Origin of the sequence: Myxococcus eversor (assembly GCF_010894455.1) — a bacterium.
GTDB classification, from domain to species: Bacteria; Myxococcota; Myxococcia; order Myxococcales; family Myxococcaceae; genus Myxococcus; species Myxococcus eversor.
Map to the genome: position 1 here is coordinate 84588 of NZ_JAAIXY010000023.1, position 15063 is coordinate 99650.

10 protein-coding genes are annotated in these 15063 nt (G+C 69.6%); 7 read left to right on the forward strand and 3 right to left on the reverse strand.

What is annotated here, in order from left to right:
• Positions 1 to 47 precede the first annotated feature (47 nt).
• From G4D83_RS36075 to G4D83_RS36105, 7 genes are all read left to right on the forward strand, one after another.
• The gene (locus G4D83_RS36075; protein ID WP_163869440.1) at positions 48 to 1277 is read left to right on the forward strand and encodes a TolC family protein; all 1230 of its coding nucleotides are present in this window, start codon (positions 48 to 50) and stop codon (positions 1275 to 1277) included.
• Entirely contained in the window at positions 1274 to 2467 is a 1194-nt protein-coding gene (locus G4D83_RS36080; RefSeq protein ID WP_163869441.1) for an efflux RND transporter periplasmic adaptor subunit, read from the forward strand. Before G4D83_RS36075 ends, G4D83_RS36080 begins: the two co-directional genes overlap by 4 nt.
• The gene (locus tag G4D83_RS36085; RefSeq protein WP_163869442.1) at positions 2457 to 5591 is read left to right on the forward strand and encodes an efflux RND transporter permease subunit; all 3135 of its coding nucleotides are present in this window, start codon (positions 2457 to 2459) and stop codon (positions 5589 to 5591) included. Before G4D83_RS36080 ends, G4D83_RS36085 begins: the two co-directional genes overlap by 11 nt.
• A gap of 109 nt (positions 5592 to 5700) precedes the next feature.
• The gene (locus G4D83_RS36090; protein WP_163869443.1) at positions 5701 to 6528 is read left to right on the forward strand and encodes a peptidoglycan recognition protein family protein; all 828 of its coding nucleotides are present in this window, start codon (positions 5701 to 5703) and stop codon (positions 6526 to 6528) included.
• A 292-nt stretch (positions 6529 to 6820) separates the two neighbouring features.
• A complete protein-coding gene (locus tag G4D83_RS36095) occupies positions 6821 to 7210 on the forward strand; it encodes a heavy metal-binding domain-containing protein (protein WP_163869392.1) in 390 nt (129 codons plus the stop codon).
• Positions 7207 to 8718, forward strand: coding sequence for a TolC family protein (locus G4D83_RS36100; protein WP_163869444.1), 1512 nt, complete (start codon positions 7207 to 7209; stop codon positions 8716 to 8718). Before G4D83_RS36095 ends, G4D83_RS36100 begins: the two co-directional genes overlap by 4 nt.
• Positions 8715 to 10163 (forward strand): multicopper oxidase family protein, encoded by a 1449-nt coding sequence (locus G4D83_RS36105; protein WP_163869445.1) that lies wholly within the window; start codon positions 8715 to 8717, stop codon positions 10161 to 10163. The genes G4D83_RS36100 and G4D83_RS36105 overlap by 4 nt, the downstream gene beginning before the upstream one ends.
• A 55-nt stretch (positions 10164 to 10218) precedes the next feature.
• On the opposite strand, the gene G4D83_RS36110 is transcribed toward G4D83_RS36105, so the two are convergent.
• The 3 genes from G4D83_RS36110 to G4D83_RS36120 all read right to left on the reverse strand — a co-directional run bounded on the left by G4D83_RS36110 (position 10219) and on the right by G4D83_RS36120 (position 14906).
• Complete coding sequence (locus tag G4D83_RS36110; protein ID WP_163869446.1) at positions 10219 to 11310, reverse strand: aromatic ring-hydroxylating oxygenase subunit alpha; 1092 nt, start codon at positions 11308 to 11310, stop codon at positions 10219 to 10221.
• Positions 11311 to 11342: 32 nt separating this feature from the next.
• The gene (locus G4D83_RS36115; RefSeq protein WP_163869447.1) at positions 11343 to 13829 is read right to left on the reverse strand and encodes a heavy metal translocating P-type ATPase; all 2487 of its coding nucleotides are present in this window, start codon (positions 13827 to 13829) and stop codon (positions 11343 to 11345) included.
• A 93-nt stretch (positions 13830 to 13922) separates the two neighbouring features.
• On the reverse strand, positions 13923 to 14906 hold the full coding sequence (locus G4D83_RS36120) for a GIY-YIG nuclease family protein (RefSeq protein ID WP_163869448.1): 984 nt from the start codon (positions 14904 to 14906) through the stop codon (positions 13923 to 13925).
• Positions 14907 to 15063 lie beyond the last annotated feature (157 nt).

Consider the following 15063-nt stretch of genomic DNA (forward strand, 5'->3'; position numbering starts at 1 on the left):
GACACCTCGCGCCTGACGCTCGCTTCCCTTTCGCGAGGTCTTCTTCCGTGTTCAATCCTTCCGCGACGGTGGCCCTCGGGCTCACCGCCGCCCTGGTCTGGCCCTGCGCCAGCACCGCTTCACCTTCCGAGCTGTCCTTCCAACAAGCCCTGGCCCTGGCCCGCGAACGCGCTCCCGCGTTGCTGGACGCCGAGGGCCGCGTCGCCGAGGCACAAGGAGCCGTCGCCGGCGCCTCCCCCTGGCTGCGTGACAACCCCACCCTCAACGCCGAGATAGGCCCGCGCAGGCAGGAAGATGGCGCGCGCGGCCTCCAGCTCTCACTCGGGCTCGCGCAGCCCTTCGAGTTGGGAGGCAAGCAGGGCGCCCGAAGAGAGTCCGCGCGCGCGGGCCTCGCCCGGGAAGGCGCCGAGCAGCAGGACGCCGAGCGGCGGGTGCTCGGTGAAGTGGCCGCGTCGTTCCTGCGCGCGCTCTACGCCCGGGAGTTCTCCCGGCTGATGCGAGACACGGAGGAGGCCGCGAAGAACCTGGCCAGCTCCGCGAGCAAGCGCTTCGATGCGGGCGACGTGCCCGTGGTGGACGTCAACGTGGCGCGCGTGGCGCTGGCTCGGGCCCACGCGGCTGTCGTCGTGGCCGAAGGCGAGGAGGCCGCGTTGCTGAGCGAGCTGCGCGCCTGGCTCGGACTGTCCCTCCAGGAGCCGCTCGCGGTGAGCGGCGCGCTCCGGGAGCTCTCCTCCCTGCCGGTGGCCGCGCCCACCAATACCTCCGAGCGCGCGGATGTTCGCGCCCTGGAGTCGGCGCTCGCCCAGGCCGAGGCGGAGCTGCGACTGGGACGCGCGGAGGCACTGCCCGACTTGAGCGTGGGCGTGCGCTACGAGAAGGAGGTGAACGAGACAGCGTGGCTCGGCACCCTGAGTGTTCCGCTGCCCGTGTTCTCCCGGGGCCAGGAAGCGAAGGTGACGGGAGAGGCCCGCGTGAGAAGGCTGCGCACCCTGCTGGGGGCCGCGCGCCGCACGCGCGATGCCCAGGTGGAAGCCGCCCGCATCCGAGACATGCGGCGTCAGCAGGCGCTGGAGGTGCTGGAGAAAGAGGCCCTGCCGCTGCTGGACGAGAACGAGTCGCTCTCACGCAGGTCCTACGACGCCGGGGAGATGGACCTCGCGGGGTTGCTCCTCGTCCGCCGTGAAACGCTCGAGACGCGCGTGGCGCTGCTCGACAGTCACCTCCAGGCCGCGCTCGCCCGAGTGCAGCTCGCCGTCGAAACAGGAGTCCTGCCATGAAGCCCTCTCATCTGCTCCTGTCCGCCCTCGTCGCACTCTCCGCCTGCAAGTCCGACAAGCCGGAGCACGAAGACGAGCACGCGCACGAAGAAGGCGCCGAGCCCAAGGGACATGACGAAGGACACGACGAGTCCCACGTCCACATCGCGCCGGAGATGCTGCGCGACTTGCGAGTCACCACCGCGCCCGCGTCGGCGAGGCCCGGTGGAGAGAGCGTCACCGCGCTGGGTGAGCTGATGTTCAGCGAGGACGCCTACGCGGAGGTGGCGTCTCCCATCTCCGCCCGGGTGGGTACCGTCTTCGTCACCACCGGCCAGGAGGTGAAGGAGGGCGAGAAGCTGGCGGAACTGCGCAGCCCCGAGCTGGGCAAGGCCCGCGCCGCGCTCCAGTCCGCGAAGGCCCGCGCCACCGCCGCCAGGCAGACGGCCGAGCGCAAGCGCGCGCTCGCCGCCGAGCGAATCGTCGCGCAGAAGGACGTGCAGGCCGCGGAAGTCGAAGCCGCGGGCGCGGAGGCGGAGGTCGCCGCGGCCCGAGCGGAGCTGGCGGCCCTGGGCGCGAGCGAGGACGACTTGCGTCAGGGCGCGGGCACGCCGGGCTTCATCTTGCGCTCGCCCATCTCCGGCACCGTCATCGAGCGCGACGCGAGGATGGGACAGATGGCGGACGCGGAGCATCCGCTCTTCCGCATCGGCGATTTGGGCTCGCTGTGGCTCATCGTCCACGCCTTCGAGCGCGACGCGGTGCGCATCCAGAAGGACGCCGAGGCGCGCGTCACCTTCGCCGCCTTCCCGGGCAAGGAATTGACGGCGCGGGTGGGCCACGTGGGGCAGCGCGTGGATGCGTCCTCGCGCACCATCCCCGTGAGGCTGGTGCTGGAGAATCGCGAGGGCCTGCTCAAGCCGGGCATGTCCGCCACCGCGTCCATTCCGCTCGGCAGCCCGGATGGCACCATCACCACCGTGCCCACCGCCTCGCTCCAGCGACTGGAGAACGGCTGGGTGGCCTTCCTGCCCACCGGAGAGCGCGGCTCCTTCGAGCGGCGCGAGGTGGGACGCGGCCGCACGCTGGGAGACCACGTGGAGGTGCTCTCCGGCCTGAAGGTCGGCGAGCAGGTGGTGGTGGACGGCGCCTTCCTCCTCAAGGCGGAAGTCGAGAAGTCCGCCGGCGGAGGTGAAGACCATGGCCACTGAGCCCACGTCTTCCCTGGTGGGGCGCATCCTGCGCACGTCCTTCGCGCGGCCTGGCCTCACCGTGGTGCTGGCCCTGGCGCTGTCCGCCTTCGGCGCGGTGGCGCTCCACGGGCTTCGCCGCGACGTCTTCCCGGACCTGTCCGCCCCCATCTTCAACGTCATCGTCCAGAACGCCGCCATGGGCGCGGAGGAGTTGGAGACGGCGGTGGCCATTCCCATGGAGGTCGCCCTGGCGGGCCTGCCCGACGTGCGCCGCATCCGCTCCACGTCGCAGCTGGGCGTCACGCAAGTCACGGTGGAGTTCGAGCCGGACGCGGACTACTTCCGCAGCCGTCAGTACGTCGCCGAGCGCGTGGCCCAGGCCCAGGGCGAGCTGCCGCCCGGCACGGACGCGCCCCTCGTCTCCAGCCTCACCGGCCGGCTCAATGAAGTCTTCGAGTTCACCCTGGAGGCGGAGCCCGGCGCGGCGGACCTCATGGCGCTGCGGGACTTGGCCGAGTTCGAGGTGAAGAACCGGCTGCTCGCCGTGCCCGGTGTCGCGGGCGTGGAGCGGCTGGGCGGCTACCTGCGGCAGTTCCAGGTGCTGTTGGACCCGGACCAGATGGTGGCGCGCGGCATCAGCCTCAACGAGGTGGAGCACGCGCTGGAGGGCGCCAACCTCAACGCGTCCGGCGGCTTCGTGGTGCAGGGCCCCATGGAGTGGACGGTGCGAGCGATTGGCCGTGCACAGACGGTGGAGGACCTGAACAGCACGGTGGTGGCGTTGCGAGCGGGCACGCCCGTGTTGCTCGCGGACGTGGCCGACGTGCGCGAAGGCCCCGCGCTGCGCCGGGGAATCGCGCACCGCCTCAAGGGCGAGGTGGTGAGCTGCCGCGTCATCAAGCAGTTCGGCGCGGACACGCAGCGGGTGGCCGCGGGCGTGCGCGAGGCCATCAAGGAGCTGGAGCAGTCGATGCCCAAGGGCGTGCAGTTGCGCGTCGTCTATGACCAGTCGGTGCTGGTGGACGAGGCGCTGGGGGGCGTCAGCCGGGCCATCCTGCTGGGCGCGCTGCTGGTGGTGCTGGTGCTGTTCGCGCTCTTGGGAGACTGGCGCGCCGCGCTCATCGTCACCCTCACCCTGCCCTTGTCACTGGCCCTGGCGGGCATCCTCCTGAAGCTCGCCGGCATCGGCATCAACACCATGACGCTGGGCGGGCTCGCCATCGCCGTGGGCCTGCTGGTGGACGCGGCCATCATCGTCACCGAGAACATCATCCATGACCTGCGCGAGGGCGCGGGCCGCAAGTCCGTGCGCGACGAGGCGCTGGCCGCGTCGCTGGAGGTGGGGCGTCCCATCGCCTTCGCCACCCTCATCGTCGTGTCCGTGTTCATCCCGCTGTTCGCCATGACGGGAATCGAGGGGCGCATGTACCAGCCCCTCGCCGCCGCCGTGGTGGCGTGTCTGGCCGCATCACTGGCGCTGGCGCTCACGCTGGTGCCCGTGGCCTCGTCGCTCCTGCTCAAGGCCCCGCGTCCGGGACAGCCCGAGGACGTGTGGCTCATCCGCAAGCTCAAGTCGGCCTACGCGCCGATGTTGGACACGTGCATGCGCAGGGCGGGCCTCGTGCGGCTGGTGGCGCTCGCCATCACCGTGCCGGCGCTGGGTCTCGCCTTCGCGGTGGGCAGCGACTTCATGCCCCGACTGGACGAGGGCGCCTTCCTCCTGCAGACGGTGCTGCCCCCCGAGGCGTCACTGGAGGAGGTGGACCGCCTCAACCACCTGGTGGAGGACGTGCTGCTCGGCTTCCCGGAGGTGGAAGACGTCGTGCGGCGCACCGGCCGCGCCGAGCGCACGGAGGACCCGATGCCTCACACCGTCTCGGACGTCCTCGTCGTGCTCAAGAAGGACAGGGGCAGGAGCCTGGAGAAGCTGGAGGCGGACCTGCGCGTCGCCGTGGCGCGAGTGCCCGGCGTCACCACGCTCTTCACCACGCCGCTGGGCATGCGCATCGACGAGGGCCTGGGCGGCAGTCCCGCGGACCTGTCCGTGCGCATCTTCGGGCCGGAGCTGGAGACGCTCGCCGCGTTGGGAGAACGCGCGCGCGCCATCCTCGCGAAGGTGGACGGCGTGGAGGACCTGCGCGTGGAGAAGCTCAGCGGCCTGCCGCAGCTTCGAATCACCGTGAATCGCGCCGCGGTGGCGCGGGTGGGACTGACGCCCGGCGACGTCATCCGCGCGGTGAGCGTGGGGCTGGTGGGCGAGGAGTCCTCGCAGGTGTGGAAGGGCCAGCGGCGGCACGACCTGGTGCTTCGGCTGGCGGACCACAAGCGGGGAGACCTCCAGGCGCTGCGCAACCTCCTGGTGGACGGACATGACGGCACGCGAATCCCCCTGAGTCAGCTCGCGACCATCGAGGAGACCTTCGGCGCGGGCAGCGTGCGCCGCGAGGCAGGAAGCCGTCGACTCGCGGTGGAGGCCAGCGTTTCCGGCCGGGACCTGGGCAGCACCGCCGCGGAGGTGCGCGAGCGATTGGCCGCCGAGCTGAAGCTGCCCACCGGGTACTTCCTCGACGTGGGCGGGCGCGTGGAGAGTCAGCAGCGCGCCGCGCAGTCGCTGGCCATGGCCATCGCCGTCGCCATCCTCGCGGTGTTCATCCTGCTGTACCTGGCGCTGGATTCGGTGGCGGAGGCGCTCGTGATTCTCGCCACACTGCCAGATGCCTTTGTCGGCGGAATCCTCGCGCTGCTCATCGCCGGAGAGACGTGGAATGTCTCCAGCCTCGTGGGGCTCATCGGCCTGTTCGGCATCGCCGTGCAGAACGGGCTGGTGCTGGTCTCACAGACCAAGGATTTGCTCGCGCGTGGGATGCCTTTCGACGCGGCCATTCGTCAGGCAAGCCTAGGTCGCGTCCGACCCAAGTTGATGACCGCCGCCACGGCCATCCTCGGCCTGCTGCCGCTGCTCGTGCTGCCCCTGCACGGGACGGAAATCGAGCGGCCCCTCGCCGTCGTCATGGTCGGCGGGCTGGTGACCTCCACGCTGTTCACCCTGCTGGTGCTCCCCACCTTCTACGCATTCGTTCATGGAGTGAGAGAGCGGCTCCGCCACCGTGCGGCCGCGCGCAGGTCGACGACTGTGACCTGAGTGTTACCTGAGAGACAGGGAAGGTGTTCCAGGCTTTGGATCGGCAACTTTCAGCCTGGAACACCGACAATCCCGTGATTTTCCCCTATTCCACAAGTCGGGGCCTCTCATGAGCGTGCGCCTTCCCTCCTCCACCGCGACCCGTACCACCACCAACAAGGCGGCGGCCGCGACGCCTGCCGTCACCGCGCCTCCGGCGGGACTTCGTAAGGGCGACACGGGCCCCAAGGTGAAGCAGCTCCAGGACGCGCTGGTGAAGCTGGGCTATCTGACGAAGGCGCAGGTGGCCACGGGCCCTGGGACCTTCGGCGCGCAGACCGAAGCGGCGGTGAAGAAGTTCCAGGGTGACAAGAAGCTTCCCACCACGGGCTATTACGGTGAGCAGACGCAGGCGGCGCTGAAGAAGGCGCTGGGGGGCACGCCCACGACGCCGACGACGCCCACCACGCCGGGCGCCAAGCCGCCGGTCATCAGCGCGCCTTCGCCCAACTCCGACAGCCGCAACGGCGCGGACATCGACACCATCGTCCTGCACCACACCGCGTCCAACGACGGCAAGGCCGACCTGTCGTGGATGCGCAACCCGGACAGCAAAGTGTCCGCGCACTACATGGTGGACCGCGACGGAAAGATTTATCAGCTCGTCGGTGACGACAAGCGCGCGTGGCACGCGGGCAAGAGCGAGCTGCACGGCGTCCCCACGGACGTCAACGGGCGCTCCATCGGCATCGAAATCGTCAACGACGGCAGCGGCAAGACGGCCTTCACGGAGGCGCAGTACAAGGCGCTCACCCAGCTGACGAGCCACCTGAAGGAGAAGTACGACGTGCCGATGAAGAACATCGTCGGCCACGCGGACGTGGCGGTGCCCAAGGGCCGCAAGAACGACCCGGCGCCGAACTTCGACTGGACGCGGCTGCGCAAGGGCATCTCCTGAGCGTCAGACGCTGAAGCAAATGTGGTGAAGCGCGGGTCGAGGGTCCTTCGGGACGCTCCCCGCGCTTCGTGTTTCAGGGGGCAAGTGGAGTGCGCCGGTGAACAGCCAGGCACCACTCCAGCCATCACAGTGTGATGACTCCGGTTACACCGGCGCTCGAGCCCAGCTCGCGCCTCGACCTCGCGCACGTCGTCAATCCGCGGAGTTGTCTCTTGGGTCGACATGGCCTGGGCCTTGCTGAACAGCGCAGCGATTCCTGGCGCTGTCACAGCGCGCCACTTCGAGGTCCTTCATGCGTTCCTTCCTCTGTGTCCTCGCGAGCCTCGTCACGCTCGCCGCCTGTGCTTCCGAGCCCAGGAGGCTCGCTCCCGCCGTGGACCCGTCGAGCCCCGATGCGCCCGAGTCCCCGCCCGCCTCCCTGCCCACCGCGCTCGCGGCGACGCCCCCTTCCCGTCCTCCCGCGACGGACTCGCACGCTCGGCACACCGACCCCCAGAAGCCCTCCACGCCAGACGCGGGCACCGCCGGCTACGCGTGCCCGATGCACCCCGAGGTCCAGTCCGACAAGCCGGGTGGCACCTGCCCCAAGTGCGGCATGAAGCTGACGCCGACGAAGCCCGAGGACACCGCGCCGTCCAAGAAGCCCGCTCCCGTCCATGAAGGACACGGAGCCCATCCGTGAGACTGCTCACCTTCGCCTGCGCGCTGCTGTTCGCGGGCGGCTGTGCCTCCATCCAGAAGGAGCGAGGCCACGCGGAGGTCGCCACCCTCGTCGAGGAGCGCATCGGCCGCAAGACACGATGGAACCAGGGCACGCCCGAGGACGCGGAGGTGTCGCGTCACCTCGATGGACTGCTGAAGGGCGCCCTCACCTCCGACCACGCCGTCGAGGTGGCCCTCCTCAACAACCCCGCCCTGCAATCCACCTATGAGGACCTGGGCATCTCCCAGGCGGACATGGTGCAGGCGGGACTGCTCACCAACCCGTCGTTCGATGCGAGCATCGGCTTCCCGCTCACCAACGACGGCGTCAGCGAGACGGAGTTCTCACTGGTGCAGGGCTTCGTGGAGCTGTTCACCCTGCCGCTGCGCAAGCGCGTGGCTCAGGAGCAGTTCATCGCGGACACGCTGCGCGTCGCGCATGAAGCGCTCGCCACCGCCGCGGAAGCACGCAAGGTGTTCAGTGAAGTCCAGGCGCGACAGCAGCTCGTGGAGCTGCGCCGCATGGTCCTCCAGGCCGCCGAGGCCGCCGCCGAGTTGGCCACGCTCCAGCATGGCGCGGGCAACATCACCGACCTGGAGCTGGCCACGGAGCAGGCAGCCTCCGAGGAAGCACGGCTGGAGCTGGCGCGCGAGGAACTCACGCTGGTGGAGGACCGCGAGCGACTCAATCGGCTGCTGGGCCTGTGGGGACCTCGCACCGAATGGGCCATCTCCGAGAAGCTCCCGGCACCGCCCTCGGAGGAGGCGACCCTGGAGCGACTGGAGTCGCTCGCCATCCGGCAGCGGCTCGACATCGACGCCGCGCGCAAGCAGTCCGAGCTCTTGTGGAACGCGCTGGAGCTGGCGCGCAGCACGCGCTTCTTCGGCCGCGTCGACGTGGGCCTCCATACGCACCGGGACGCGAACGGTCCGCGACTCTTCGGGCCCACGCTCACGCTGGAGCTGCCCATCTTCGACCAGCGACAGGCGCTCATCGCCAGGCTGGAGGCCCAGCATCGCCAAGGCGAGCGTCGTCTCGCGGAGCTGTCCATCAACGCGCGCTCTGAAGTTCGCGCGGCGAGGGCCCGCCTGCTGACGCTCCGAGGCGTCGCCGAGCGCTATCAGCGCGTCGTCCTGCCTTTGCGCGAGAAGGTCGTCGAGCAGTCCCAGCTCCAATACAACGCGATGCAGATTGGCCTCTACGCGCTGCTCGACGCGAAGCAGTCCCAGGTCGAGGCGTACCGCGCCTTCATCGAGACTGTCCGCGACTACTGGATGGCTCGTGCGGAGCTGGAGCAACTCGTCGGCGGCAGTCTGCCCGGTGCGACTTCACGTCAGAGCACTCCGAGCGACACCTCGCCCCCGGCATCCGAACGTCCGCCAGAGGCGACCCCTCCTGGGTCTTCGCCTCCGAGCCCCATGCCTCCCACTGAACCCCCTTCTGGAAATGGCCATCCCCCCGCGCACGGCCACGGAGCGACTCCATGAATCCCCTTCCCCCTGACTCCTCTCCCCACGCACAGGATGAGGAGGACACGACGGAGACGACGACCGCTCCAGGCGCGATGACCCGACGAGGAATGCTCGCGACGGCTGGAGCCACGCTCGCGGGTGGCGCATTGCTGCTCCGGGGTGGTGTCGCGCAGGCTCAAGCCGCGCCACGTGCGTCCCCACCAAGCGCGGGCCGACGGGACTGGCTGTCCCCTGGAATGCCGAACCGGGACTATCGCCCCGTCACCGTGCCGAACGGCTCGAAGCTGCCGTGGAAGCTCGTGGACGGCGTGAAGGTCTTCCACATGGTGGCCGAGGAGGTCGAACACGAACTGGCTCCCGGGCTGAAGGTCCACTGCTGGGGCTACAACGGCCAGGTGCACGGGCCCACCATCGAAGTCGTGGAGGGAGACCGCGTCCGGTTCTACGTCACCAACCGGCTGCCCGCGCCCACCACCGTGCACTGGCACGGCCTGCTGTTGCCCAACGGCATGGACGGCGTGGGCGGCCTCAACCAGAAGTCCATCGCCCCGGGCGAGACGTTCCGGTACGAGTTCACCATCCGCCAGGCCGGCACGGGCATGTATCACTCGCACCATGACGAGATGACGCAGATGGCGCTCGGCATGGTGGGGCTGTTCATCATGCACCCGCGTCGTCCCGTGGGCCCGCGCGTGGACCGCGACTTCGCGATGATGCTGCACGAGTGGCGCGTGGACCCCGGTGCGCGACGGCCGGACCCGAACGAGATGACGGACTTCAACCTGCTCACGTTCAACGCGAAGGCGTTCCCCGGCACGGAGCCGCTGGTGGTGCGCCAGGGCGAGCGGGTGCGCATCCGTCTGGGCAACCTGAGCGCGATGGACCATCACCCCATCCACCTGCACGGCTACCACTTCCGCATCACCGAGACGGACGCGGGACGCATCCCCGAGTCCGCGCAGTGGCCGGAGACCACGGTGCTCGTCCCGGTGGGCAGCACGCGCACCGTCGAGTTCGTGGCCGATGCGCCCGGCGACTGGGCCATGCACTGCCACATGACACACCACCTGATGAACCAGATGGGGCATGACATCCCCAACCTCATTGGCGTGAATCCAGGCGGGCTCGACGCGAAGGTGCGCACGCTGCTGCCGGGTTACATGACCATGGGGCAGACGGGCATGGGCGACATGGTGGAGATGGGCATGCCGGTGCCCGCCAACTCCATTCCCATGAGCGGAGCGCGCGGCAAGCACGACGTCATCACCATGGGCGGCATGTTCACCGTGCTCAAGGTGCGCGAGCGGCTGGATGGCGACGGTGACCCGGGCTGGTACGAGAACCCGCCCGGCACGCTGGCGGTAGCGGCGAACACGGAGGAACTGCGCCAGGACGGCATCGACGTGAATGCTCCACCCAAGGCACTGCCCGCATCACCGGCGGGGTTCCGACAGGGCTGAGCGACGTCAGTGAGTTCGTCCAGCTCGGACAGGTCCTGGCTGGACGAACCGTTGCTCAGGTCCGCATCTTCAGTCGCGTCTCATGCACGGCATCCGCGACCGCGCCAGGCTTCTCACGCTCCGCGGCACGCAGCAGGCGGAGGATGCCGGGCCCGAGTACGTCAATCTCGGTGGAGGCATATGTCTCCGTACCGAAGCGGCGGATGCTCTCCGTCTGGGTCCGCAGGATGCGCGCGTCCTGGCTGAAGATGTGGAGCGCCACCGGCATCGCCACCGGAAGCACCGCGCGCAGCAACCAGCGCGGCAGCGGCAGGCGAAACGTCACCACCGCGTAGACCAGCGTGTCCCAGTCCGACACGGGCGTCATCGCCGAGGTGACGATGATGTGGCTGCCCTCGCCAATCCGGTACTCCACCTGGGCAATCGACGGCATCAGGAAGCGGTCGAAGTGCTGCACCACACCGCCGCCCGGAGCCAGCAGCCGACCCACCACACCGCTGGGACGAGGCTCGCCGATGTACTCGGCCTCCACCTTGTCCGCGCTCCGGCGCACCACCACGTCAATCTCGTTGCGCTTCTCCTCGGTGCGGAACAGGCCACCATGCAGGTACGCCGTGTGAGGCACGTCGAGCGTGTTCTCCAGCGTGGCATGCAGCGAGCCCGGCGCACGCAGCACGCGTCGCACCGTGGTGTAGTCGCGCGCGTCCAGCAGCGGAAAACGGAACGGCTCCGTCGTCGGCTCCGCGCCCGGCGTGGAGTACACCCAGACGAAACCATCCTGCTCGCGCGTCGCATAGGACGTCGCGCAGCGGGTGCGGGCCTCGGGCTCGCCGAGGAAGCCCGGAATGGCGCGGCACTGCCCGCCCGTGTCGAAGCGCCAGCCGTGATAGCCGCACTGGAGCTGTCCCTCCTTTACCCGCCCCAGCGACAGGGGCACATTGCGGTGAGGGCAGCGGTCCATCAGCGCGCCGGGCTTGCCACCCTCGCCCCGGAACAGGACGAGCGGCGTGCCCTGGAGCGTGCGCGCCAGTGGCTTGTCCCCCAGCTCGCGCGACGCACAGAGGATGAACCAGGCATTCGGCAGGTGAACGACGGAGACGTGACCGGCGGCCGCACCTGGGGTGCGCGCCTCCTCGCGGGAGCTCATGGACGCAGTCTAATGGGCGCCCCCTCCCCGGCCTATAGCTTCAACCGCCGCAGCCGGAGCGCGTTGACGATGACCGACACCGAGGACAGGCTCATCGCCGCGCTGGCGAAGATGGGGCTCAGGAGCAGGCCGAAGAAGGGGTACAGCACCCCCGCCGCCAGGGGCACACCCAGCAGGTTGTAGATGAAGGCGAAGAAGAGGTTCTGCCGGATGTTGCGCAGCGAGCCCTGACTCAGCCGCCGCGCCCGGACGATGCCCCGCAAATCCCCCTTCACCAGCGTGACACCCGCGCTCTCCATCGCGATGTCCGTGCCCGTCCCCATGGCGATGCCCACATCCGCCTGGGCCAACGCCGGCGCGTCATTGACCCCGTCCCCCGCCATGCCCACCACGCGGCCCTCCTGCTGGAGCCGCTTCACCACGTCACCCTTCCCCTCCGGCAACACCCCCGCGATGACCTCGGAGATGCCCAGCCGGCGAGCCACCGCCTCCGCCGTGGTGCGGCTGTCCCCCGTCAACATCACCACTCGCAGGCCCTCCTGACGCAGCAGCGCCAGCGCCTCCGGCGTCGACTCCTTCACCGGGTCCTCCACGCCAAGCAGCCCCGCCACACGCCCCGACACCGCCACCAACACCACCGTCTGCCCCTCCTGCCGCAGCGCCTCCGCGCGAGCCGACAGGTCCGTGGCCTCCACGCCATGAGCCGCCATCAACGCCGCGTTGCCCAGCGCCACCTCCACGCCGTCCACGCGCCCCACCACGCCCTTCCCGGTGTCCGAGCGGAAGTCCTCCACCGCCGTCAGCACCGCGCCACGCTGCTTCGCACCGGAGACAATCGCCTCCGCCAGCGGATGCTCGCTGCCGCGCTCCAGGCTCGCGGCCAGGCGCAGCAGCGTCGCCTCGTCGAAGCCCTCCGAGGGAACCACCGACACGAGGCGCGGCTTGCCCTCGGTGAGCGTCCCCGTCTTGTCCACCACCAGCGTGTCCACCGCCTCCAGGCGCTCCAGTGCGGCGGCGTCACGGATGAGCACCCCCGCCTGCGCGCCGCGCCCCGTGGCCACCATGATGGACATGGGCGTGGCGAGGCCCAGCGCGCACGGGCACGCGATGATGAGCACCGCCACCGCGTTGACCAACGCATGCACCAACCGAGGTTCCGGGCCCCACACGCCCCACACCACCGCCGTCACCACCGCCACGACGATGACCACCGGCACGAAGACGCCGGCCACCTTGTCCGCCAGTCGCTGAATCGGCGCGCGGGTGCGCTGCGCCTCGCTCACCCGCTGGACGATGCGCGACAACAACGTGTCCTTGCCCACGCGCTCGGCCCGCATCACCAGCGAGCCCGTGCCGTTCACCGTCCCGCCTGTCACCTTCTCGCCCGGCGACTTCTCCACCGGGAGCGACTCGCCTGTCACCATCGACTCGTCCACCGCGCTGGCGCCCTCCAGCACCTCACCATCCACCGGCACCTTCTCGCCCGGTCGCACCCGCAGCCTGTCCCCCGGATGCACATGCGCCAGCGGAACGTCCTCCTCGTGCCCGTCCTCACGCATCCGCCGAGCCACCGGAGGCGCGAGACTCAACAGCGACCGCAGCGCCCCCGACGTCGCGTGCCGAGCCCGCAGCTCCAACACCTGTCCCAAGGCCACCAGGGTGACGATGACGGCGGCGGCCTCGAAGTAGAGGGGCGCCGTGCCGCCATGTCCCGTGCGCAGCCCCTGCGGCAACACGTGGGGGAACAGCGTGGCGAAGACGCTGAACACATACGCCGCGCCCGTCCCCAGGGCGATGAGCGTGAACATGTTGAGGTGCCGGTTGCGCACCGAGGCCCAGCCGCGCTGGAAGAAGGGCCAGCCGCCCCACAACACCACGGGCGTGGCCAGCACGAGCTGCGCCCAGGCCAGCACCGAGGCAGGCACCGCATGCTGCACGGGCTGCCCCGGAATCATGTCCGACATCGCCAGCACCAGCAGCGGCACCGTGAGGCCCAGGCCCACGCGGAAGCGCAGCCACATGGACTTCAGCTCGGGGTCCGGGACGTCCTCCGGCAACACCGTGCGCGGCTCCAGCGCCATGCCGCAGATGGGGCAACTCCCCGGCCCATCCCGCACCACCTCCGGGTGCATCGGGCACACGTATTCGACGTGTGTCTCCGGCACGGAGAGCGTCTCCGGCTCCAGCGCCATGCCGCACTTCGGGCAGGCCCCCGGGTGGTCCTGACGTACCTCCGGGTCCATGGGGCACACGTACATCGTTCCTGGCGCGACGGGCTTCGGCTCCTGCTCCTCGGCGGGCGCGAGGAAACGCGCCGGGTCCGCGCGGAAGCGCTCCCGGCACTTCGGGTTGCAGAACGAGTAGGTGTGCCCGTCGTGATCAAAGCTGCCGCCCTTGGGAGCGGTCGGGTCCACGCTCATCCCGCAGACGGGGTCGACGGGGTGAGCCCCCTCGCCTGGAGGCAAAGGGGGCGTCGGAGGCGAGCGGGTGTGCAAGTGAGGGTGGGAGTGGCGGTTCATGGTGCGTCTCTCCTTTCACCCAGGCCAACGAGCTCCCCGGCCAGCTCTTACAGGTGACTTTCGGAAAGGGTGCGCACGCCCCGCCCCAGCCGCTCACTTCGGAGGTTCGTTGTAGCCCGCGTCCCCGTAGGGCTTGAGGCGCTCCAGCCACAGGTTCTCCAGCACCTGGAGCTCCGCCTTCAAGTCCGTGTTGGGCTCCTCGGGCGGCTCCAGCACGTCGAGCACCTCGAAGGAGAAGCTGTCCGCGCCATGGCGGTTCCAATCCTCCAGGAGCGCGGGGATGCGCGGCATGCCACTGGTCAGCTCGAAGCGGATGCGGTTGAGCATGCCCTGGACGTTGAGCGACGCGCCCACCAGCACCTTTCCATTGGCGCGATTGCGCACGGCATACACGCCCATCGCTGGGGGCTTCTCCTTGTACTCGCGCTTCAGGTCCGAGCGGCGCGCTCGGCTCGAATCCGTGGACGGCATGGCGGACTTCCTTTTGTGTGGAGGAGAGGAGGGTTCAGCGGTGTCGGCACCGCACAGCTTCAGCAGGCGTTGCTCCAGCCGCGCATGCGCCTGTGCATCCAACGGCGTAAGCCAGTCAGGCCCCGCCAGCTTCCAGTCGACGTCGGACGGGTCCAGTCCGAGCGCGGTCAACAACGCGGGCTGGCAGACGAAGAACTGCTCACGGAAGGGGAAGAGATGACCTCCCGAGACGCGCAGCGAAGCGACGGCCTCTTCGTACGTCGCGAACCAGTGGTTGAGGAAGATGGGGCCAGCGCGCTCGAGGAGCCGCTCGAAGTCGACCCGAGGCGCGTCCCGAGCCTCCAGCGCATGCTTCAAGTCGCTCCAGGTAATGTGTCCCTGCTCACGCGCGATGACGGCCAGCACGTGCTTGCGCTGCACCGTCTCCCGACGCGCGAGCACCTCGCCGAGGGACAGGCTCGCGAAGGCAGGCAGCGCGCGCAGTCGCTCCGCGGCCCGCGTGGCTCGCGCCGAGTCGGACGAGCCCAGCTCCTTGAGCAGGAGCGAAGCGCGGACCTTGCACTCATGGAGGGAAAGCGGTTCGGCGTGGCGCGAGACGGTTTCCATGAAAAGTCCCTCGTTGGCGGCCCCACCCGTGTCACGGGCCGTGGAAGGAACTCATCGGAAACTGTGGGCCTGCCGGGAGAAGCGAGGGTGACGTCGTCTTTTCGGGAAGGCGCCCCTCGGCACCTCGCGAAGAGTTAACGGTGGGAGCAGCGCTTCG

Coding starts and splice junctions, on each gene's coding strand:
- G4D83_RS36080 (WP_163869441.1), top strand. CDS start 1,274: ATGAAGCCCTCTCATCTGCTCCTGTCCGCCCTCGTCGCACTCTCCGCC.
- G4D83_RS36085 (WP_163869442.1), top strand. CDS start 2,457: ATGGCCACTGAGCCCACGTCTTCCCTGGTGGGGCGCATCCTGCGCACG.
- G4D83_RS36090 (WP_163869443.1), top strand. CDS start 5,701: ATGAGCGTGCGCCTTCCCTCCTCCACCGCGACCCGTACCACCACCAAC.
- G4D83_RS36095 (WP_163869392.1), top strand. CDS start 6,821: ATGCGTTCCTTCCTCTGTGTCCTCGCGAGCCTCGTCACGCTCGCCGCC.
- G4D83_RS36105 (WP_163869445.1), top strand. CDS start 8,715: ATGAATCCCCTTCCCCCTGACTCCTCTCCCCACGCACAGGATGAGGAG.
- G4D83_RS36110 (WP_163869446.1), bottom strand. CDS start 11,310: ATGAGCTCCCGCGAGGAGGCGCGCACCCCAGGTGCGGCCGCCGGTCAC.
- G4D83_RS36115 (WP_163869447.1), bottom strand. CDS start 13,829: ATGAACCGCCACTCCCACCCTCACTTGCACACCCGCTCGCCTCCGACG.
- G4D83_RS36120 (WP_163869448.1), bottom strand. CDS start 14,906: ATGGAAACCGTCTCGCGCCACGCCGAACCGCTTTCCCTCCATGAGTGC.